The following is a 19526-nucleotide window of genomic DNA, read 5'->3' as shown; positions in this document are numbered from 1 at the left end:
GCCTTACAGGCTGATCTCCATGAACGTGGCAATCGGCGTATCAAGGTACGACGCGAATGGACCCCGGTCGCGAAAACCGGCGCGTTCGTATAGACGGCGGGCCTTGATGTTACGGATGCCAACTTCGAGCAGCACGCTTCGCATGCCGCGTTGGCGGGCCCCCTCCAGAGCTGCGTGGATGAGCCCGCTGCCTATGCCTCGGTTTGCGTATTCAGGGTCGACGATCATCCGCTTGAGTTCAGCCGTGCCGTCCGACAGATCAAGGAGTGCGGCACAACCGAGCGCGCGGCTCCCCTCAATGTCGGCGGTATTGCGCGCGACATAAAGCGCGATGTCGGGCCGCGATAGGGTGGCGCAGTTCAACGGCTGGCGAAAGGCACCGGGATAAAGGGATGCGGCAACGGCGTCCGAAAGGTCCAGAAGGCGCTGGATCTCTGGCTGGTCTGCGGGCTCCTTGGCCACCGAAAACATCTGTCTCTCATTCATGGTCTTCGCGCGGCGCTGTCCACACTTGCGGCATCATGACGAATAAGACTGCAGGTTCAAGCGGCACGGCCGGAGGATAACGTCGCCTCTTTGTCGCCCGACACGCCGATCACCACGCCTTCGGCGCTTTCCTTGGCCTGTTTCTTCAGCTCGGCGATCTCGCCACTGATGCGATTGACATCGTCGATGACGAGGCCTGAGGGGAGTTCGAGAACGCCGATCGAGCAGCGCATCAGCGGGAAATCGCGCTCCAGGCCCTGGCGATCGAGGCCCCTGATATGGCCGGCCTGGCGGTCGGCCTCGGAATAGAGGTCGATGACGTCGTCGTGGAAATCCGACAGGAGGCGGTCGAGGATTTCGGCCAGTTCCTCGCGGGTCCAATCGTTGACGCCGATGAAGAAATCATCGCCGCCGACATGGCCGAGGAAATCGTCTTCAGAGAAGAAATAGCGGCGCAGGAGGGCCGCGAAGAGCGAGATCGCGTGGTCGCCCTGGTGGAAGCCGTAATGGTCGTTGAACGGCTTGAAATGGTCGAAATCGCAGTAACAGCAGAATCGTGTTCCATCGCCATCCAGGGCCGCCGAGCGCATGAAATCGCGGATGGCGCGATTGCCGGGCAGGCCCGTCAGCGGGTTCTGGTCCTGAGCGGTCTTCAGCTGCTTCTCGCTCATGATGCGGATCAGCGAGGCAGCCGAGACGACACCTGCATACCGCATGTTTTCCGTCAGGATGACGCAGTCGGAACCTTCCATATTGGCAAACATCGTCATCAGCCGCTCGGCATCGGCATCGAGGCCGACAATCGGGGCGCGGTCGACGAAGTGGGAAATCGAACGCTCGTAGAGCTTGTTCTTCAGAAGATCGCGGCCAAAGGGCTGGTAGATGTATTCCTTCAGATGCCGCTCATTGATGATGCCGCGTGGCTCGCCATTGGCATTCAGGACGGGGAAGAAGGATTGGCCGGGATTGCGGCGGAACAGATCGAAGACATGGTCGATGTTTTCGTGCTCGAAGACTGTTGGCAGGGTCTCGATCTGCTTGCGGATCAAGATCTCGTCGAGCGACTGCGTGGCGCGGCGAGCCTTGCCCACATCCTGGAGATGGGGAAAGGCGCTCTTCAGCTCCGAGACAATGGTGCTGGGGCGGGCGATATACCAGCCCTGGACCAGATCGACACCGAACTCCCGGCAGGCGAGGAATTCGTTTTCGGTTTCGATGCCCTCGGCGATGACACGCACGCCGAGCACATGGCAGAAATTGACGATGTTTTTCACCAGGTGGCGCTTGCGCGGATTGCTGTCGAGGCCGGTGATGAAATGGCGGTCGATCTTCACATAGTCGACCGGATAGTCGCAGAGCAGTTTCATCTCGCCATGGCCGACACCGAAGTCGTCGATGGCGAGCTTGAAGCCCGAACGGCGCAGACGCTCGACAAGGGCGGCAAATTCCGGGACACGGGTGTTGTCGAAGCGCTCTGACAGTTCGAAGCAGACGGAAGACGGCGGCACATGCGCCTTGCGAAGCTGGTCGAGCAGCGTATCAACCAGCTCATTGCCTTCGGGGATGAGGCGAACGTCGAGATTGAGGAACAGCGTGGCGCCGGCGCGATCGGGGAGCGTTGCGAACTTGGCAAGCGCCCGGGTCGCGACCATCTGCTCCAGCGGCAGAAGCTGGCCCGTGGCGGCGGCCTGGTCGAGAAGATCGAGAGGGCTTTCAAAGCCGATGCGGTCCTGACCGCGCATCAGGCTTTCATGACCGAACACCGCCCCGGTTCCGACCTCGACGATCGGCTGGAAGGCATTTTCCACGACAAGCTTGGCAAGCGTGACCAACTGGTCACTGGCGAAGCGCCGCAATGCGCCCAAATCTTCCGCGACCCCCGCACCCATAGGCGATACTCCAGTATGCATTTGTTTTTATGGGCGGAAATTTGGCGGTTCAATCGTCAACAAAGGCTTTCGGCAGTGTGACAGTGCGATGAAAGTTTCATGGCACAAAACCGGATGACGATAAGACCTGGGCGGCTCCCGAAGCCGGGAAAGGCCGCGAAACATGCGTTTTGGCAACTCGTTTTCGGTTCCCGTCGACATATCGCCCGGCGAAACCCCATGCGCCAGCCTCACCGGTTTACCGTTAATGGAACGCCGCTGCGGCCCATCGAGAGACGTTTCCGATTTTTAGTTGATTGATCAGTCAATCAAAAGTATGGTGGTGCAAGACAAGGGGATCTGGAATGCCGAAAGTCGGAATGGAGCCGGTGCGTCGAAAGGCGCTTGTCGATGCCGCATTGAAAACGATCGGGCATCACGGATCGCTCACCGTGACCATGTCGGAGATCGCCCGCGCGGCGGGTGTCTCGCCGGCGCTCGCCCATCACTATTTCGGCTCCAAGGATCAATTGCTGGTCGAGACGATCCGCTCGCTGCTGCGCCAGCTGCGCGCCGATGCGGTGACCGCACTTGCGTCGTCGGAGACGCCGCGCGAACGGATTTCGGCCGTGCTGCGCATTTCCTTCCAGGCCAACCAGTTCGCGCCTCACGTCGTCGCCGCCTGGCTCGCCTTCTATTCGGAAGCGCAGCGTTCGGAAGAGGTGCGCCGACTGCTCGTCGTCTATGCGCGGCGGCTGCATTCGAACCTGCTCTCGGGGCTGAAGCCGCTTTGCGGGGCCGCCGACGCGGGGCGGATTGCCGATGGCGCAGCCGCGATGATCGACGGGCTCTATATCCGTCAATCTCTGAAAGCGGCACCTTTATCGATTGATGCCTCTGTCGCATTGGTCGAGGATTATGTGGCGGGGCAATTGCAGACCACGATCGCAGCAAGGATTGCCCCTCACCCAACCCCGTCCCCGCGCGTGGGGAGAGGAAAAGACGAAGGCTAAGCCCCCTCCTCTCCGCCTCCCCGTTCAGACGGGAGACGGTGCCAGGCCGGGTCAGGCGCAACACCTTGTGCCCGCAATGAGGGGCATGACCCGATGATTAGACCAGATTGAACGCTGTCCGGAGAAACATCATGAGAGCACAACCGCAAGCCTCGCATTTCATCGACGGAGACTATGTCGAGGATACAGACGGCGCCGTAATCGAGAGCATCTACCCGGCCACCGGCGAGGTGATCGCGCGGCTGCACGCGGCCACGCCTGCGATCGTCGAGATGGCGATTGCATCGGCCAAGCGGGCGCAGAAGGAATGGGCCTCCTGGACACCGGCTGCGCGCGGACGTGTTTTGAAAAAGGCCGCCGAGATCATGCGGGAGCGCAATCGCGAGCTGTCCGAGCTTGAGACGCTCGACACCGGCAAGCCTATTCAGGAGACCATCGTCGCCGACCCGACCTCGGGCGCCGACAGTTTTGAATTCTTCGGCGGCATCATTGCAAGTGCGATGAATGGCAGCCAGATCCCGCTTGGGGGCGACTGGGCCTATACGAAGCGCGTGCCGCTCGGCGTGGTCGCCGGCATCGGAGCCTGGAACTATCCGCAACAGATCGCCTGCTGGAAGGGTGCGCCGGCACTCGCCGCCGGCAATGCCATGGTGTTCAAGCCATCGGAAGTGACGCCGCTCGGGGCCTTGAAGATCGCCGAGATCCTGATCGAGGCCGGCGCGCCGAAGGGCGTCTACAATGTCATCCAGGGGGACCGCGAGACCGGGCCGCTGCTCGTGTCGCATCCCGATGTCGCCAAGGTGTCGCTGACCGGCTCCGTGCCGACGGGCCGCAAGGTGGCAGGCGCTGCCGCCTCGCAGCTGAAGCATGTTACCATGGAGCTCGGCGGCAAGTCGCCGATTGTCGTCTTCGACGATGCCGATGTCGACAGCGCGATTTCGGGCGCCATGCTCGGCAACTTCTATTCGACCGGCCAGGTCTGCTCGAACGGCACGCGCGTCTTCGTGCACAAGGCGATCAAGGACACCTTCCTCTCGCGCCTCAAGGCCCGCACCGAAGCCATCCTGATCGGCGACCCGCAGGACGAGACAACCCAGATGGGGCCGATGGTTTCGCTTGCCCAGCGCGAGAAGGTGCTCTCCTATATCGACAAGGGCAAGGCGGAGGGTGCCACGCTGGTGACCGGCGGCGGCATTCCCAACAGCGTCACCGGCGAAGGCTTCTACATCCAGCCGACCGTGTTTGCCGATGTCACCGACGACATGACCATCGCGCGCGAAGAGATCTTCGGGCCTGTGATGTGCGTGCTCGATTTCGAGGACGAGGCGGAGGTCATCGAGCGGGCCAATGCGACGGAATTCGGCCTCTCGGCCGGTGTCTTCACCGCAGACTTCTCCCGCGCCCATCGCGTGGTCGACCAGCTGGAGGCCGGCACGCTCTGGATCAACACCTATAATCTCTGCCCGGTCGAAATCCCCTTCGGCGGGTCGAAACAATCGGGCTTTGGTCGCGAGAATTCGGCAGCGGCGCTCGAGCATTATTCCGAGCTGAAGACGATTTACGTCGGCATGGGCAAATGCGAGGCGCCGTATTGATCTGACGTAACGACGCCTCCCCTGCGGGGGAGGCCGGGGGACATCACCACTTATCCGAGGCTGGGATACATACCGCAATGAACCAGGCAGATTTCATCATCATCGGCTCCGGCTCGGCCGGCTCGGCCATGGCCTACCGGCTGTCGGAAGACGGCAAGCACACCGTCATGGTGCTGGAATATGGCGGGTCGGATATCGGGCCCTTCATCCAGATGCCGGCAGCCCTTGCCTGGCCGATGAGCATGAAGCGCTACAACTGGGGTTATCTCTCCGAGCCGGAACCCAATCTCAACAACAGGCGGATCACCGCCCCCCGCGGCAAGGTGATCGGCGGGTCGTCCTCGATCAACGGCATGGTCTATGTGCGGGGATCTGCCGAGGACTTCGACGGCTGGGAAGAGAGCGGCGCCTCCGGCTGGGGCTATGCGGACGTGCTTCCCTACTTCAAGCGCATGGAAAATTCGCATGGCGGTCAGGAAGGCTGGCGCGGCACGGACGGGCCGTTGCATGTCCAGCGCGGCCCGGCGAAGAACCCTCTGGTGCGCGCCTTTGTCGAAGCCGGCCGCGAGGCGGGCTTCGAGACGACCGAGGATTACAACGGCGAGAAGCAGGAAGGCTTCGGCCTGATGGAGCAGACCATCTGGCGCTCGCGCCGCTGGTCGGCCGCGAATGCTTACCTCAAGCCGGCGATGAAACGGCCCAATGTGGAACTGGTGCGCTGCTTTGCCCGCAGGATCGTCATCGAGAACGGCCGTGCCGTTGGCGTCGAAATCGAGCGCAATGGCAAAATCGAAGTGGTCAGGGCCAATCGCGAGGTGATCGTTTCAGCCTCCTCCTTCAACACGCCGAAGCTGCTGATGCTGTCCGGCATCGGACCGGCAGCGCATCTGAAGGAAATGGGCATCGAGGTGAAGGTGGACCGGCCGGGCGTCGGCGCCAACCTGATGGACCACATGGAATTCTACTTCCAGCAGATCTCTTTGAAGCCCGTATCGCTCTATTCCTGGCTGCCCTGGTTCTGGCAGGGGGTGGCCGGCGCGCAATGGCTGTTTTCCGGCCGTGGGCTCGGCGGCTCGAACCAGTTCGAATCTTGCGCCTTCGTGCGCTCGGCGCCTGGCGTCAAGCAGCCGGACATCCAGTTCCACTTCCTGCCCGTCGCCATTTCCTATGACGGAAAGGCTGCGGCCAAGAGCCATGGCTTCCAGGTCCATGTGGGCTACAACCACTCCAAGTCGCGCGGGTCGGTGACCCTCGCCTCGCCAGATCCGATGGCCGATCCCGTCATCAAGTTCAACTATATGAGCCATGAGGAAGACTGGATCAAATTCCGCCACTGCGTGCGCCTGACCCGCGAAATCTTCGGCCAGAAGGCCTTCGACGCCTTCCGCGGCCCGGAAATCCAGCCCGGCGAAGGGGTCCAGACGGACGACCAGATAGATGCCTTCCTGCGCGAGCATCTGGAAAGCGCCTATCACCCTTGCGGCACGGCGAAGATGGGATCGAAGGACGACCCGATGGCCGTGGTCGATTCGGAATGCCGGGTGATCGGAGTGGAGGGCCTGCGCGTGGCGGACTCATCCATCTTCCCGAAACTGACCTATGGCAATCTGAACGGCCCCTCGATCATGACCGGCGAGAAGGCGGCCGACCATATTCTCGGCAAGACACCCCTGCCCCGCAGCAATCAGGAACCGTGGATCAATCCGCGCTGGGAGACGAGCGACCGGTAGGGCTTCAATCGACGGCACCAGCTTGCCTTGCTCGCGCGAAGATGCCATCGGCCAGCAGCTCATAATTCTCGTCGAAGTGATGGCCGCCGGGGCGGGCGATGAGTTCAAGACCGTCCCTGACACGGGGTTCGAGCGCCGGGCAGCCCGTATCCTCCTCATCGAGCCCGTAGACGCACTGTATCTTGGCGGCCTCGACACCGGCGAGATGATCGACGGGATCGCCATGTTTACCGGCACCTGCAGCACCCAGCCAGCCGGAGACGGCGATCTCGAAATCGGCCTGACGGGAGAGCGCGAGCAGCGAGAGGAGTGTTACACTCTTGCGGTCTGCCTCTGGCAGTAGATTGTAGACCCTGGGCAGGATATTGGCGCCGAAGGAGTAACCGATCAGGACGACATTCCGGACCCCGAGGCGGGCGCGGTAGTGGTCGATGATGGTCGAGAGGTCCGCGGCTGTCGCCTCGGGCGTCTTCTCGCTCCAGAAATAGCGCAGGGCATCGACGCCGACGACGGGTATGCCTTTCGCGTTCAAGCGGGCGGAGATGCGCTGGTCGATCTCCCGCCAGCCTCCGTCGCCGGAATAGAAGATCGCGACCGTATCATGGGTCGGCGTCACCAGATCCTCGACCAACGGCAGGTCGAGGGCTTCATCATCAGGTGCCAATCGCGCAACGAGATCGGCGGCTTCGGTGGAAAGGATGGGCGCGGCATCACCGTCCCCTCGTGCGATCACCACATCCGGATGGCTCGTCTGCAGGGATTGCGCATGATGCCGCGAGGTATCATCGGCCAGCGACGAGAAGGTGATGCGGATGGGATTGGGCAACGGGCCTGGCGACAGCCCATAGGCCGTTCCGTCTGCCGTTTCCTGGCGCGGGGCTGGCGTGCAGAGCGGCTTGGGAAGCATGACTGCCTGCGTCGGGTCGACGGCGACGGTCTCGCCGATCGTCTCGGCAAAGCTGCGATTCGGCGTCTGGGCTGCGATGGCGAGCGCCAGCGCCCCGCCTTCGCCGAAACCGATGATGCGCGGTGGGCGATAGAAATCTGCCTGGTGACTGCGATGCAACTGACGGGTCAGCCGTTCGATATCGGCGGGAAGGAAGAGGCACTCCCGCGCCGTCTCGCGCGCGAGCGCCGTCCGCCAGGTGCGCAGATCGACGCCGACGCCGATTGCGCCGCCGGCGACCACGGCTTCCAGCGCGGCCTGCTCGGCCATGTCCCAGCCATTGGCATCGGAGATCAGCACGACGACGCCTGATATCCTGTGGTCATCGGGGGTGGCAATGTGATCCTGCGGCAGACTGACAATGCCGTCGCTCGACGCCGTTGCTGGTGCGCCGCCTGCCATGACCGAAAGGAGGAAGACGGCCGCTGTCAGCCGCCTGCGCAGGCTGCTGCACTTAGCGACGCTTGCGCCTATCCACATCACTTGCGCATCAGGCTCTTCAGCCCGCCACCGATCAACAGCGTCACGTCGATCAGGGACAGGAGGGGGAGACCCTGGCCTGCGACGGCCAGATAGCGCGGCTGCCATTCGGGATCGAACTTCTCCTTGAAGGCACGCACGCCACGGAAGTTGTAGAAGCGTTCGCCGTGTTCGAAAACCTGGCGGGCGACATGGTTCCAGGTCGGCGCGCGACGATGGACGGAGAGCCCCGCGAGCGGCGCCATGCCGAGATTGAGCGTCCGGAATCCATCGGCTTTCAGTGCCTCCATGATCTTCACGAAGAGCAGGTCCATCATGCCGCGATGCACGCCCGGCACATGGCGCATCAGGTCGATGAAGGCATCGCCGTTCGAAGACGCAGTCATCAGGGTGGCAAAGGCGACGATCCGGCCTTCGAGACGGACCACGGCGACGGGGCCGGAGGCGACATAGTCCGGCTCGAAGGTTCCGAGCGAGAAGCCCTTTTCGCCGGCCTCGTGGGCAGAAAGCCAGGTTTCGGAAACAAGCCGGAGCTCATCGATCAGCGGCGCGACCGAACCGGCCGGGACGAGTTCGAAGCAAAGCCCATCGCGCTCGGCACGGTTGATCGAGCGCCTGAGCTTCAGCCAGTCGCCGCCGGCAAGGCTGAAACGGGGGAGGTCAACGACGGCCTGCTCGCCGAGCTTCAGGGGCTGCAGACGCATCTCCACGGCCACCGGCAGGAAATCGGCAGAGACTTGATAGAAGACGGGACGGCTGCGGGTCCGGCGGGCCTCCGCGATGAATTTTTCCACGAGCGGCGCCCAGAGATGCCTCGGTCCAACAGGGTCGAAGAGTGCCACCAGCGAGCGACCCCGGCGGGCATACATGATGAAGCCCTGGCCGCAGTCGGACATCAGGACGCGCTTGTCTCCAAGGCGGATAAGGCCGGCGCTGGCATTGCCCTGCCCGGACAGAAGGGCGACGGCACGGGCCAGTTCACCTTCCGCCGAGGCGTCATTGCGACGCCGCCGCGGCATGCGCACCAGGCCGCGCGAGGCAATGACGCCGAGAACCATCGACAGCCCCAGCGTGCCCTCGGCCGCATCGATACCCTGACGCGCCATGAAGAGGCTCCAGCCGAAACGGAGTGCGCTTTCCTCCGCGAGCACCGGGCCCAGCAGGGCAAGCATGACGATGGCGCCCAGCAGCAGCCCCGTGCGCGGCAGGCGCAGGAGGAGACGCGGAATCAGCGAGAGAGCCGCATGCGACAGCGGCTTGGGGAGATCCGCGGCGGGCGCGGACGCCGCCGGATCGGCACCGGACGAAGGAGAAGCCATGAAAGGAACCACTGGATGGAGAGACTCGACTGCTTATTAGCGCATTCGTATTTATCGAAGCTTGTGCCACCAAGGTGGTAAACGCTTCGGTAATGCGGCGCATAAACTGCGCGAGACACCCGAATGCCTCTCCCGTCAAGCGGACGCAAAGCAAGCCAGCCCTGCAGGAAAGGCCCGGCTGAAAAGCCCGTTGATCGACAAGACCGGTCGGATCACCGCTGGCGCAGGACGGTCGCTGCCAGCGAGAAGGGACTGGACACGGTCTGGGCTGCGGCATCCAGCACGAAGGCGCCGGCATCGCCCAGGGTCGCGGCGGCCGCCGGCTTGTTCAGTGCGACGGCCAGTTGCTTCACGTCGAAGAAGCGATTGTGGTTGGTCGCGTCGATCGATTCCAGCGAGGAGATATCGACGATCGTGATGCCGTAGCGCTGCGCCGCTTCCTCGACTTCCGGGCTTCGCGCATCGAGAGCGCCGACCCTCTGGGTGCCGGCGCCGAGGAAGCTCGACACCTGGAGGGCACGATCGTCGGGTGCAACGAGAATGGTGATGGGGGTGCGCATACGGCCGATCACATCGAGCTGGGCGGTGAAGACATCCTCGTCGATATCGGGGGCCGCCATGATCACCCTCAGACGGTCGAGCACATCGTCCTTGCCTTCCAGCCTGAGCTGCCGGAGCGCTTCGATGGTCAGCCAGCCACCCATGGAATGGGCGAAGACATCGACCTCACCCTTGCGCGCCCGCACCATGTCGGACAGCAAGTCAGCCAGCGCATCGCGCGAATAGGTAGCGGATTCCTTGTCCGCGACATAGGCCGGCAAGGCGGCAAGCGATGGCCAGGAGAAGAGCACCGGCGTGCCTTCGACATTGCTGTCCGTCTTCAGCTGGGCAAGCCGGAAGAGCGATTCCTGAAAATTGTAGTTGTAGCCGTGGACGAAGACAACCGGAGCGGCGGCCTCGCGCCGGCGGAGAACCTGCAGCAGCGAGGCCCGGTCGAGAACAGATTGGGAGACGACGGCAAAATCGGTTTTCGGGTCCACCTCGCGGCCCGGCTTCGGCCACTCGATCGCGGCCGCCACATGGGTCGGGGGAATGGAGATGTCGAAGCTCGCATAATTGGGTTGGCGCGTCTTGTCCGTCGTGAAGACATTTGCGCCCGTCGTGGCGCGGCCGCGGGTGGTGACCGTGTAGAGGGTCTCGACCCGGGTCGGCTCAAAGTCGCCGAGGTCGACCGTGCCCAGGGTTTCGGGACCGGGCCGTCCGGCACAGGATGACAGGAGAACTGCCGCGACAAGACCCGTGGCGAGAGAGAGCGACCTTGTCAGGCGGGCAGCTCCGGCAGCGGTGAAACTCATTCTCGACCCATCCCCGATACGCATCAACCGGTACGCCGCTCGTCATGAGCGGACCGGGGCGAGCTATAACCGAGCGCGCTGTCCTCGCCAAGGACTCCGGATCGAAGCTTGCAAGACATGCCCTGAAACACGCGTTAAAGATTGCGGCGCAGAGCATCCATTCATACAAGTTTGGTTATGCGTGACCGCCAGAAGATTATTTGCATGCGACGAAGCCATCTGTAAGCATAACCATCAAGGGAGAAGTTTGCCGGTCGGGAGTGAGGAGCCCAACGATGCGACCTTTCATGACCTCACGGTCATGTGTTCGGATCGCAACGAGATCTCGGATCGGCAGGTTCCCCGCGCTCAACAAGACATGGGAGGAGATCATGTTGCGCCCGTTTCTCATTGCCGGCCTGTCCGGATTGGTCATGTCGCTGTCGGCGACTGCCAGCTTTGCCGCCGACGTCACCCTGAAACTGCATCAGATGCTGCCGCCGCAGGCGACGATCCCGGCCAAGGTGCTGCAGCCCTGGGCCGACAAGATCAAGGCCGATTCCAATGGCCGGATCGAAGTCGAACTGTATCCGGCGATGCAGCTGGGCGGCAAACCGTCCGACCTCGTCGACCAGGTCAAGGACGGTGTCGTCGACCTCACCTGGACCCTTTTCGGTTATACGCCGGGTCGTTTCCCCAAGTCGGAAGCCTTCGAACTGCCATTCATGGTGACCACCGCGGAAGCGACCTCGCTCGCCTTCCAGGACTATTACGAAAAGCACCTGAAGGACGAGCTGACCGACTACCATGTGCTCGCCGTCCACACGCATGGCCCGGGGCTCATCCACACGATCGCCTCCAAGCCGGTTTCCAAGCTCGAAGACATGCAGGGCCTGAAGCTTCGCGGCACGTCCAAAGTGGTCAACCAGATGCTCGAGGCCATGGGCGCATCGGCCATCGGCATGCCGGTGACGGCCGTCCCGGAAAGCCTGTCGAAGAGCGTCATCGACGGCTCCGTCGTGCCGTGGGAAGTGACGCCGGCGATCAAGATCGCCGAACTCGCGCCGAACCATACGGCGTTTTCCGGCTCGACCGGCCTCTATACCGGCACGTTCTTCTTCGCGATGAACAAGGACAGCTACGACGCCATGCCTGACGATCTGAAGTCGGTGATCGACGCCAATTCGGGCAAGGAACTCGCCCGGCTCTTTGGGCAGGCCATGGACTCAGGCGACGTTCGCGGCAAGGAAATTGCCGACAAGGCCGGCAATACCACGATCACCCTGGATGAGGCCGAGACCGCACGCTGGAAGGCGGCCGGAGAGGCCGTCACCAAGGCCTGGATCGCCGAAATGGACGGCAAGGGCCTCGATGGCACGACCCTCTACAACGATGCACTTGCTCTGATCGAGGCGAACGCCAAGTAAGTTCCCACACCTGTCCGGGCGCCCTGTCGGAAGGCGCCCGGATTTTTTTTCGTCTGATACCCGAGGACCTCCCCATGGCGAACTCCACGTCAAGCAGCTTCGAGCGCCTCGAGCGGGCCAGCCATGCCCTTGCCGGGGCTCTGGTCGCGTTTGGCGGGCTCTGTTTGCTCGTCGCCTGCGGACTGACCGTGCTATCGATCGCCGGCAGCCTGACCATTCGACCCTTGCCCGGCGAAATCGAGCTCGTGGAAGCCTTGTGCGGTCTCGCCGTCTTCGCCTTCCTGCCCTATTGCCAGCTGAAGCGCGGTCATGTCGGTGTCGATCTCATCATCTCCGCCTTCGGGCCGAAGGCGATGAACTTCACCCAAGTCGTCGGCGACGTGCTGATCGCGGTGCTTCTCGGCCTCGTCACCTGGCGTCATTTCGTCGGGACGATGGACAAATTCGGCAATGGCGAAATCACGCCGCTGCTGCTCATTCCGGTCTGGTGGGGTTATGCCGTGGCGCTCGTGCTGCTGTTCGCCAACCTGATCATCTGCCTGTTTGTCGTCGTCGCCGATATCCGGGACATCCGGAACCGGCGCACCATCGTTGCATCGCTCGGAGCCCATTGATGAGCAGCGTCGAAATCGGACTCTGGTCCTTCCCCGTTCTCATCCTTCTGATCCTGATGCGCGTGCCGATCGGGGCTGCCATGCTGGCCACCGGCATCGTCGGCACCTATTTCGTGCTCGACAGGTGGACGCCGGTGCTTGCGCAGATGAAGGCGCTGGCCTGGAACACCAATGCGAACTACTCGCTGTCGATCATTCCGCTCTTCCTGCTGATGGGCCAGTTCGCCGCACGCGGTGGCATGAGCCAGGCGCTGTTCAATGCAGCGGCCGCCTTTCTCGGCCATCGCAAGGGCGGGGTCGCCATGGCGGCCGTCGGCGCCAGTGCGGGATTCGGCTCGATCTGCGGTTCGTCACTCGCGACCGCCGCCACCATGGCGCAGGTCGCGCTGCCGGAACTGAAGCGGAACGGCTATTCCGGCGGGCTGGCAACGGCTTCGCTTGCAGCCGGCGGCACGCTCGGCATCCTGATCCCGCCCTCGGTCGTGCTGGTCATCTATGCCATCCTCGCCGAGCAGAATATCGCCAAACTCTTCCTTGCCGCCTTCGTGCCCGGCATCATTGCGGCGCTCTCCTACCTGATCGTCATTGCCATCTATGTGCGGGTGAAACCCGGTTCGGCGGGACATGCGGCACGCGTCGCCTGGAGGGACCGGGTACCGGCGATGATTGCCGTCTGGCCCGTCATCGCCATCTTCTTCTCGGTCGTCGGCGGCATCTATCTCGGCTGGTTCACCCCGACCCAGGCGGCCGCCGTCGGCGCGGTCGGCGCGGGTCTCGTCGCCTTCGTCAATGGCGGCCTGGATCGCAAGTCTCTGTTCGAGTGTTTCAAGGAGACGGCCGTCTCGACCGGCATGATCTTCTTCATCATCCTCGGCGCCTCGGTCTTCAATTCCTTCCTCGCCTTCTCCCGCCTGCCCCAGCTCGGTGCGGAATGGGTGACGGCGCAGGGCTATGCGCCGATGACCGTGCTGATCATCATCCTCGCGCTCTACATCATCTTTGGCTGCATCATGGATTCGCTCTCCATGATCGTGCTCACCATTCCGATCTTCTTCCCGATCGTGACGGCCATGGATTTCGGCATGAGCCCTGAGCATTTCGCCATCTGGTTCGGCATCCTGGTGTTGATGGTGGCGGAGATCGGCATGATAACGCCACCGGTGGGGCTGAACCTCTTCATCATATCGGCCATGTCCCGCGACGTGCCGATCCGCGAGACCTATCGAGGCATCGTGCCCTTTGTCGGTGCCGACCTGATCCGGATCGCCATTCTCACGGCCTTTCCGATCATCTCGACCTTCCTCGTGTAAGCCGCGCCCGGCGGCAGGTCACCAGGCCTCAGGCCTATCAGGACGACAAAGCAGGCAGGGACGAAAGCCGGCTGCGCTCGCCTGCGCCACCGTCTCATAGCAGACGACACTCTCCGGCCGGGCGGGCCGGGCCGCACAGGAAGGGCGGCAGGCGATACCGGTGGAGAGGACCCCATAGAAAAAATGGCCGTCCATGGACGTGTCGCGACTGCGGATCGCCTGCCACTGCGCCGGGGTCGGGTTCCTATGGGTGCTGGTCAGCCTGTCGCTATGCATGCAATCCTCCGGTCTTCTGCCGGACCGACGATGTCGGCAAAGGGGTTCCGATGCCACCCGAAACCTGCGCGTCACAAATCTGCGGTTTGCAGGAGCGGGACTCCTCACGTATATGGAGCGTGTCGACGTTTCTCAGCCGCATGTTATTGTGCGTGACAGCTGAACGGAGGGACTGGCCGGCTTATCGGCATCCCGGATCACCGAGCGGCTCGCTCCGGCGCATCCTGACGTAATCAATGGACCACTCGTGTTAATCGAAATCTCCATCGTCGTTTTCCTGACACTGCTCAACGGCGTTCTCGCCATGTCCGAACTCGCCGTCGTCTCCTCCCGCCCGGTGCGCCTGAAGCTTCTCGCCGATCAGGGCAATCGCGGTGCTGCGATCGCCATCCGGCTTGCCGAAGATCCGGGGCGTTTCCTCTCCACGGTGCAGATCGGCATCACCCTTGTCGGCGTGCTCTCTGGCGCCTTTTCAGGCGCGACGCTGGGCGCGCGCCTCGCCGGATGGCTGCAGGCGCAGGGCCTGTCTGAAGCACTTTCAGACGGCCTGGGTGTCGGATCGGTCGTCGTTGCCATCACCTATCTGTCGCTGATCGTCGGCGAACTCGTGCCCAAGCAGATCGCACTTCGTGCGCCAGAGGCCGTCGCATCCAAGGTCGCGCCAGCCATGGCGATGCTTTCGAGGGTCGCGCTTCCTCTCGTCTGGCTGCTCAATGCCTCCGGCAAGCTCGTTCTCGCACTTCTCGGCCAGAAGGGCGACAAAGGCGAGAAGATGACCGACGAGGAAATCAGGAGCGTGCTCGCCGAGGCGCACAGCGCCGGCGTGATCGAGGAAGAAGAGTCGGAAATGATCTCGGGCGTCATGCGCCTCGCAGACCGGGCCGCGCGTGGCCTGATGACCCCGCGCCGCGAGGTCGAGGTCATCGACATCCAGAATGATTTCGCCGCAATCCGGGAACAGCTGCGCAATTCGCAGCGGTCGCGCCTTCCGGTGCGCAACGGTTCTTCGGACGAAATCCTGGGGGTCGTTTTCGTCAAGGACGCACTGGACGCCCTCCTGCAGGGTACAGAACTCGACATCCGCTCCCTGATGCGCGAGGCGCCCGTGGTGTCAGACCGGACCAGCGCCATCAACGTCATCCAGTCGTTGCGTCGCTCGCCCGCCCACATGGTTCTCGTCTATGACGAATATGGCCATTTCGAAGGGATCGTGACGTCGGGTGACGTGCTGGAAGCCATCACCGGCGTGTTTCAGGAGGAGGACGGCGAGGAGCCTCCCCTCACCGAGCGCGAGGATGGAACCTTCCTCGTGGCCGGCTGGATGCCGATCGACGAGTTTGCCGACGAGATGGGCTTTTCGATCGAGGCCGATCCGGACTACGAGACCGTCGCGGGCTTCGTCATCGACCAGATCAAGCGCCTCCCCTCCCTCGGCGAAAAATTCACCGCAAAGGGCTGGTCCTTCGAAGTCATCGACATGGACGGACGCCGGGTGGACAAGCTGCTGGTAAAGCGCATCGACGGCTGATCGGGCGTATCCGGGCAGTTTTTCGCCGAATAGCAGCCGCGCCGGGTGTCACACGCCGGAAAATCGCAGTAGTTGTCGGGCATCTCCTTCCAAACTCTGGCAGGTCCATGGAAACTTCACTCTACCTGCCGGTCAAGGCCTTCCTGGAAAAGGCCGGCTACAGCGTCAAGGGCGAGATCGGCGGCTGCGATCTCGTCGGCCTGAACGATGAGGATCCGCCTGTGCTCGTGGTCTGCGAGCTCAAGCTCAACTTCAATCTCGAACTCATCCTGCAGGCTGTCGATCGCGCCTCTGTCGCCGACGAAGTCTGGATCGCGGGGCGTGTCTCGGCCAAGGGCAAGGGGCGCGAGAGCGACAAACGCTACCGCGATCTCTGCCGACGGCTGGGGATCGGCATGCTCGGCATATCCGATGCCGGCGAGGTCAGCGTCATCGTCGGTTCGGTCACGCCCATGCCCCGCACCAATCCGAAACGGCGCTCACGGCTGATGCGCGAACACCAGCGGCGCAAGGGCGATCCTGCGGTGGGCGGCAGCACGAGGACACCGCTCATGACGGCCTATCGCCAGCAGGCGCTCGGCTGCGCTTCGGCGCTCGCATCGGGTCCGCTCATGGTGCGGGAGGTCCGGGCGCAGGTGCCTGAGGCGGCCAAGATCCTGCAGGGCAATGTCTATGGCTGGTTCGAGCGGGTGGAGCGCGGTGTCTATGGCTTGACCCCTGTGGGTCAAGAGGCGCTGGCGCGGTGGCGGCACGTGTGACCTGACAACCAGCGTATCAATGACCGCGCTCCAACCGGGGCGCCCGGGGGGCGCCCCTTGTGATGGCCGATCAGGCGCCGAATGCACCGTCAATCGTGTGCATGGCCCCCGTGACGAAACTGGCTTCCGGGCCAGACAGCCAGGCAACCATGCCGGCGACCTCTTCCGGGCGGCCGTGGCGCTTGATGGCCATGAAGCTGTGCATCAGATCCTTCATCGGCCCGTTCTCCGGATTGGCATCCGTATCGATCGGCCCTGGCTGGATGACATTGATGGTGATGCCGCGCGGACCGAAATCGCGTGCCAGCCCACGAGCGAGACCCTGCAGGGCGGATTTGCTGACTGCATAGGACGCCATGCCGGGAACAGGCATTCGATCACCGTTGACCGACCCCATCACAATGATACGGCCGCCCTCGGGCATCTGTCGCGCCGCTTCCACAGAGGCGTGATAGGGCGTGTGAATGTTGATCTGGAAAAGCCGATCTATGACATCGGGATCCTGGTCCAGCGCATCGCCGAAAACGCCGATACCGGAATTGACCACGAGGATGTCCAGCGGACCACTTTCGCGAACCCGTTGGACCACGGCCTCACGGTCGGCACTGTCGGTGACAACTGCCGTACTGCCAGTCTCGGCCGCCAATTGCTCGGCCGCAGCCTTCGATCCGGCATAGGTGAAGGTGACATTTGCGCCATCGGCTGCGAAGCGCCGGACGATGGCCGCGCCGATCCCGCGGCTGCCGCCGAGCACCAGCACTGATTTTCCTATAAACTTGGACATGTTCGCTCCTTGAGTGGTTACCTAACGAGCACTACATAAATATTGATTTCTCAGCTTCAAGGCTTTTTGTAATGACTGATACAAAAAATATCCGGCCACGCGGCAGACCGCGCCGCTTCGACCCGGAAGAGGCGATCGCCGTTGCTCAGCAACTTTTCCACGGTCGTGGGTATGACGCGGTCAGCGTGGCCGACATCACGACGGCCCTCGGCATCAACCCGCCGAGTTTCTACGCCGCCTTCGGCAGCAAGATGGGGCTCTATGCGCGCGTCCTGGACCGTTACACGGCAACCGAGGCCATCCCGCTTGCCGAACTGTTGCGGCCGGACGAGCCGGTGGCCGCGTGCCTTACAGCTGTGCTCGAGGATGCGGCGCGCCGGTATGCGGGCAATCCGGACGCAACGGGATGTATGGTGGTGGAAGGTGTCCGATCGGACGACCCGGACGCGCGAGCAGCCGCCTGTGCCCTACAGCGCGGTGCAGAAGAGGCCATCCTTGACTATGTCGCCGCACGACATCCGGACAAGGCCAGCGAAGTGGCGGATTTCGTCGGCGCGACCATGACCGGAATGTCGGCCAAGGCCCGCGCGGGGCTTTCCCTCGACCGGCTCATGGCGATCGCAAGGATCGCGGGACAGGCGGTTGCACAGACTATCGACGACTAGGTCTCACCAACCCAGCCGTCGAGCCCCAAGTGTGGCCTACGCCGTACCGATCCTGCTCACGCCTTGCGCGTAAACAGGATCATGGCAAACAGCAGGACGCCGGAAAACGTCACCAGCGAGGAGATCGCCACGACGGGTTCCAGGGCCGGATTGCCGGTCAGCATCAGGAAGAGCGATGGTGCCATGACCAGAATGCCGATCGTGTAGAGCATGTACTGGATCTTGGCGATCCGGCTCGCGGCCTGGACCGGGTTCAATGCGTAGTAGATGCCGAAGATCGCCATGGTGACCCAGCCGAGCAGGTTGATATGGGCATGCGCACCGGTCGCCTCAAACTGGTGCGTGATCGACATGTACAGGCCGAGACAGATGCCGGCGATCAGAAAGAGAATGGCCGTACGGAAATACCAGACAGATAATTGTGGCATGTTGAAATCCCCCGAACAACGAAGGGAGAGTACCATTGCTTCGGCCCGGTGCAAAGATACTGACAATCGTCATTTTCCGGCGGATCCAGGGGAGAGATCCCGAAGCGGTTGCACTCAGAGAAACCCGATCCAGCGCCCGGCAAGCAACGCTCCCAGCCAGAAGACAAGCGAGGCCAGCGCCGCCAGACGGAGCAGCGCCGTCGCGGGCGCGCCGGCCACCATCGCCTGCCAGTCGCGCGATCGGTGGACAGCAAGGGCATTGGCCGTGCCAAGAAGAACGAGCACGATCTTGATGAGGAAAGCGGTGTTGGTTGCATAGTCCAGCGGACGCACGGAGAAGAGATGCGCGCCGGTCAGCACCGCAAACCCCAGAGCGACCGCTGCGATCCGCGAGAGGACGGTCAGCGTCTCCGCCAGCGGCAGGCGGGCGAAGGCGCCGAGCAGGCGCAGATCGAGGATGACGCTCGCCCCGACCAGCATGCCAAGCGAGAGGATGTGGCTGGCATTGACGAAGATGTAGAGCACCGGCCAGCGCATCAGCGCCTGGGCCACAGGTGTCTCGCCGAGAGCCGCCAGCCAGTCCATGCAGTCAGTTCGTCACGATGCGACTGGGATAGATATCGTAGTTCTTGCCCGCCACGATGACACGCACGGCCTTCAGCCGCTTCTCCGCGGGATCGAGCGAGCGATTGCCGCGCACGGTGATCTCATCGCCGACAGCAACCACGCCTTCGACAAAGCCGGATCGCTGGGTCTGGTTCGGATTGCCGAGTTCGATGCGCCAGCCGCCATCGGCCGTGTCGAGTTCGAGCGTCGGATGCGGCGGGGCAAAGGAGATCGCGGTGATCTTGCCGGTCAGGTCGATCTGGTCGGCCTCGGCCCAGGACCAGCCGTGATGGGCCATGGCCGCACCGGCGCACAGAGCGACGCCTGCCAGGGCAGACAAGGAGAGTAAGCGGTTCATG

General features: G+C 63.0%; 19 protein-coding genes. 9 read left to right on the top strand and 10 right to left on the bottom strand.

Features of this window, described 5'->3' with window-relative positions:
• Window positions 1–3 precede the first annotated feature (3 nt).
• Both QTL56_RS00450 and QTL56_RS00445 read right to left on the bottom strand, forming a co-directional pair.
• On the bottom strand, window positions 4–471 hold the full coding sequence (locus tag QTL56_RS00450) for a GNAT family N-acetyltransferase (RefSeq protein ID WP_245137765.1): 468 nt from the start codon (window positions 469–471) through the stop codon (window positions 4–6).
• Window positions 472–542: 71 nt separating this feature from the next.
• On the bottom strand, window positions 543–2375 hold the full coding sequence (locus QTL56_RS00445; protein WP_245137766.1) for a bifunctional diguanylate cyclase/phosphodiesterase: 1833 nt from the start codon (window positions 2373–2375) through the stop codon (window positions 543–545).
• Between the two features lie 344 nt (window positions 2376–2719).
• Between QTL56_RS00445 and betI the strand changes: the two genes are divergently transcribed.
• The 3 genes from betI to betA all read left to right on the top strand — a co-directional run bounded on the left by betI (window position 2720) and on the right by betA (window position 6692).
• Window positions 2720–3367, top strand: coding sequence for a transcriptional regulator BetI (betI, locus tag QTL56_RS00440; protein WP_245137767.1), 648 nt, complete (start codon window positions 2720–2722; stop codon window positions 3365–3367).
• Window positions 3368–3498: 131 nt separating this feature from the next.
• A complete protein-coding gene (betB, locus tag QTL56_RS00435; protein WP_245137768.1) occupies window positions 3499–4962 on the top strand; it encodes a betaine-aldehyde dehydrogenase in 1464 nt (487 codons plus the stop codon).
• 77 nt (window positions 4963–5039) lie between these two features.
• Window positions 5040–6692, top strand: a complete 1653-nt coding sequence (gene betA / locus QTL56_RS00430) for a choline dehydrogenase (protein WP_245137769.1) — start codon at window positions 5040–5042, stop codon at window positions 6690–6692.
• Window positions 6693–6696: 4 nt separating this feature from the next.
• On the opposite strand, the gene QTL56_RS00425 is transcribed toward betA, so the two are convergent.
• The 3 genes from QTL56_RS00425 to QTL56_RS00415 all read right to left on the bottom strand — a co-directional run bounded on the left by QTL56_RS00425 (window position 6697) and on the right by QTL56_RS00415 (window position 10792).
• Window positions 6697–8118: a virulence factor family protein gene (locus QTL56_RS00425; protein ID WP_245137794.1), complete on the bottom strand. Its 1422-nt coding sequence runs from the start codon at window positions 8116–8118 to the stop codon at window positions 6697–6699.
• Window positions 8118–9437 carry a phosphatidylglycerol lysyltransferase domain-containing protein gene (locus tag QTL56_RS00420; RefSeq protein WP_245137770.1) on the bottom strand — a complete coding sequence of 440 codons (1320 nt, stop codon included), beginning with the start codon at window positions 9435–9437 and terminating at the stop codon, window positions 8118–8120. The genes QTL56_RS00425 and QTL56_RS00420 overlap by 1 nt, the downstream gene beginning before the upstream one ends.
• A gap of 212 nt (window positions 9438–9649) precedes the next feature.
• Entirely contained in the window at window positions 9650–10792 is a 1143-nt protein-coding gene (locus tag QTL56_RS00415) for an alpha/beta hydrolase (protein WP_245137771.1), read from the bottom strand.
• A 371-nt stretch (window positions 10793–11163) separates the two neighbouring features.
• On the opposite strand from QTL56_RS00415, the gene QTL56_RS00410 reads away from it, so the two are divergent.
• The 3 genes from QTL56_RS00410 to QTL56_RS00400 all read left to right on the top strand — a co-directional run bounded on the left by QTL56_RS00410 (window position 11164) and on the right by QTL56_RS00400 (window position 14122).
• On the top strand, window positions 11164–12198 hold the full coding sequence (locus tag QTL56_RS00410; protein ID WP_245137772.1) for a TRAP transporter substrate-binding protein: 1035 nt from the start codon (window positions 11164–11166) through the stop codon (window positions 12196–12198).
• A 74-nt stretch (window positions 12199–12272) separates the two neighbouring features.
• Window positions 12273–12812: a TRAP transporter small permease gene (locus QTL56_RS00405; RefSeq protein ID WP_245137773.1), complete on the top strand. Its 540-nt coding sequence runs from the start codon at window positions 12273–12275 to the stop codon at window positions 12810–12812.
• Complete coding sequence (locus tag QTL56_RS00400) at window positions 12812–14122, top strand: TRAP transporter large permease (RefSeq protein ID WP_229576735.1); 1311 nt, start codon at window positions 12812–12814, stop codon at window positions 14120–14122. Before QTL56_RS00405 ends, QTL56_RS00400 begins: the two co-directional genes overlap by 1 nt.
• An 18-nt stretch (window positions 14123–14140) precedes the next feature.
• Here the strand turns inward: QTL56_RS00400 and QTL56_RS00395 are convergent, their stop codons facing one another.
• The gene (locus QTL56_RS00395; protein ID WP_245137774.1) at window positions 14141–14398 is read right to left on the bottom strand and encodes an Ada metal-binding domain-containing protein; all 258 of its coding nucleotides are present in this window, start codon (window positions 14396–14398) and stop codon (window positions 14141–14143) included.
• A 304-nt stretch (window positions 14399–14702) separates the two neighbouring features.
• Between QTL56_RS00395 and QTL56_RS00390 the strand changes: the two genes are divergently transcribed.
• Together QTL56_RS00390 and QTL56_RS00385 are read left to right on the top strand one after the other, a co-directional pair.
• Window positions 14703–15926, top strand: a complete 1224-nt coding sequence (locus QTL56_RS00390; protein ID WP_245137795.1) for a hemolysin family protein — start codon at window positions 14703–14705, stop codon at window positions 15924–15926.
• A gap of 107 nt (window positions 15927–16033) precedes the next feature.
• Window positions 16034–16684: a DUF2161 domain-containing phosphodiesterase gene (locus QTL56_RS00385; protein WP_245137775.1), complete on the top strand. Its 651-nt coding sequence runs from the start codon at window positions 16034–16036 to the stop codon at window positions 16682–16684.
• A gap of 70 nt (window positions 16685–16754) precedes the next feature.
• Here QTL56_RS00385 and bdcA read toward each other — a convergent pair whose 3' ends face one another.
• Window positions 16755–17468: an SDR family oxidoreductase gene (gene bdcA, locus QTL56_RS00380; protein WP_245137776.1), complete on the bottom strand. Its 714-nt coding sequence runs from the start codon at window positions 17466–17468 to the stop codon at window positions 16755–16757.
• A gap of 71 nt (window positions 17469–17539) precedes the next feature.
• On the opposite strand from bdcA, the gene QTL56_RS00375 reads away from it, so the two are divergent.
• Entirely contained in the window at window positions 17540–18133 is a 594-nt protein-coding gene (locus QTL56_RS00375; protein WP_245137777.1) for a TetR/AcrR family transcriptional regulator, read from the top strand.
• Between the two features lie 56 nt (window positions 18134–18189).
• On the opposite strand, the gene QTL56_RS00370 is transcribed toward QTL56_RS00375, so the two are convergent.
• From QTL56_RS00370 to QTL56_RS00360, 3 genes are all read right to left on the bottom strand, one after another.
• Window positions 18190–18561, bottom strand: coding sequence for a hypothetical protein (locus tag QTL56_RS00370; protein ID WP_245137778.1), 372 nt, complete (start codon window positions 18559–18561; stop codon window positions 18190–18192).
• 114 nt (window positions 18562–18675) lie between these two features.
• Window positions 18676–19146, bottom strand: coding sequence for a DUF6644 family protein (locus QTL56_RS00365; RefSeq protein ID WP_245137779.1), 471 nt, complete (start codon window positions 19144–19146; stop codon window positions 18676–18678).
• Window positions 19147–19150: 4 nt separating this feature from the next.
• A complete protein-coding gene (locus tag QTL56_RS00360) occupies window positions 19151–19525 on the bottom strand; it encodes a DUF6152 family protein (RefSeq protein WP_229576742.1) in 375 nt (124 codons plus the stop codon).
• Window position 19526 lies beyond the last annotated feature (1 nt).

This window comes from Peteryoungia algae (genome assembly GCF_030369675.1).
Classification (GTDB): Bacteria; Pseudomonadota; Alphaproteobacteria; order Rhizobiales; family Rhizobiaceae; genus Allorhizobium; species Allorhizobium algae.
This window is presented reverse-complemented; position numbering and strand designations above follow the sequence as displayed.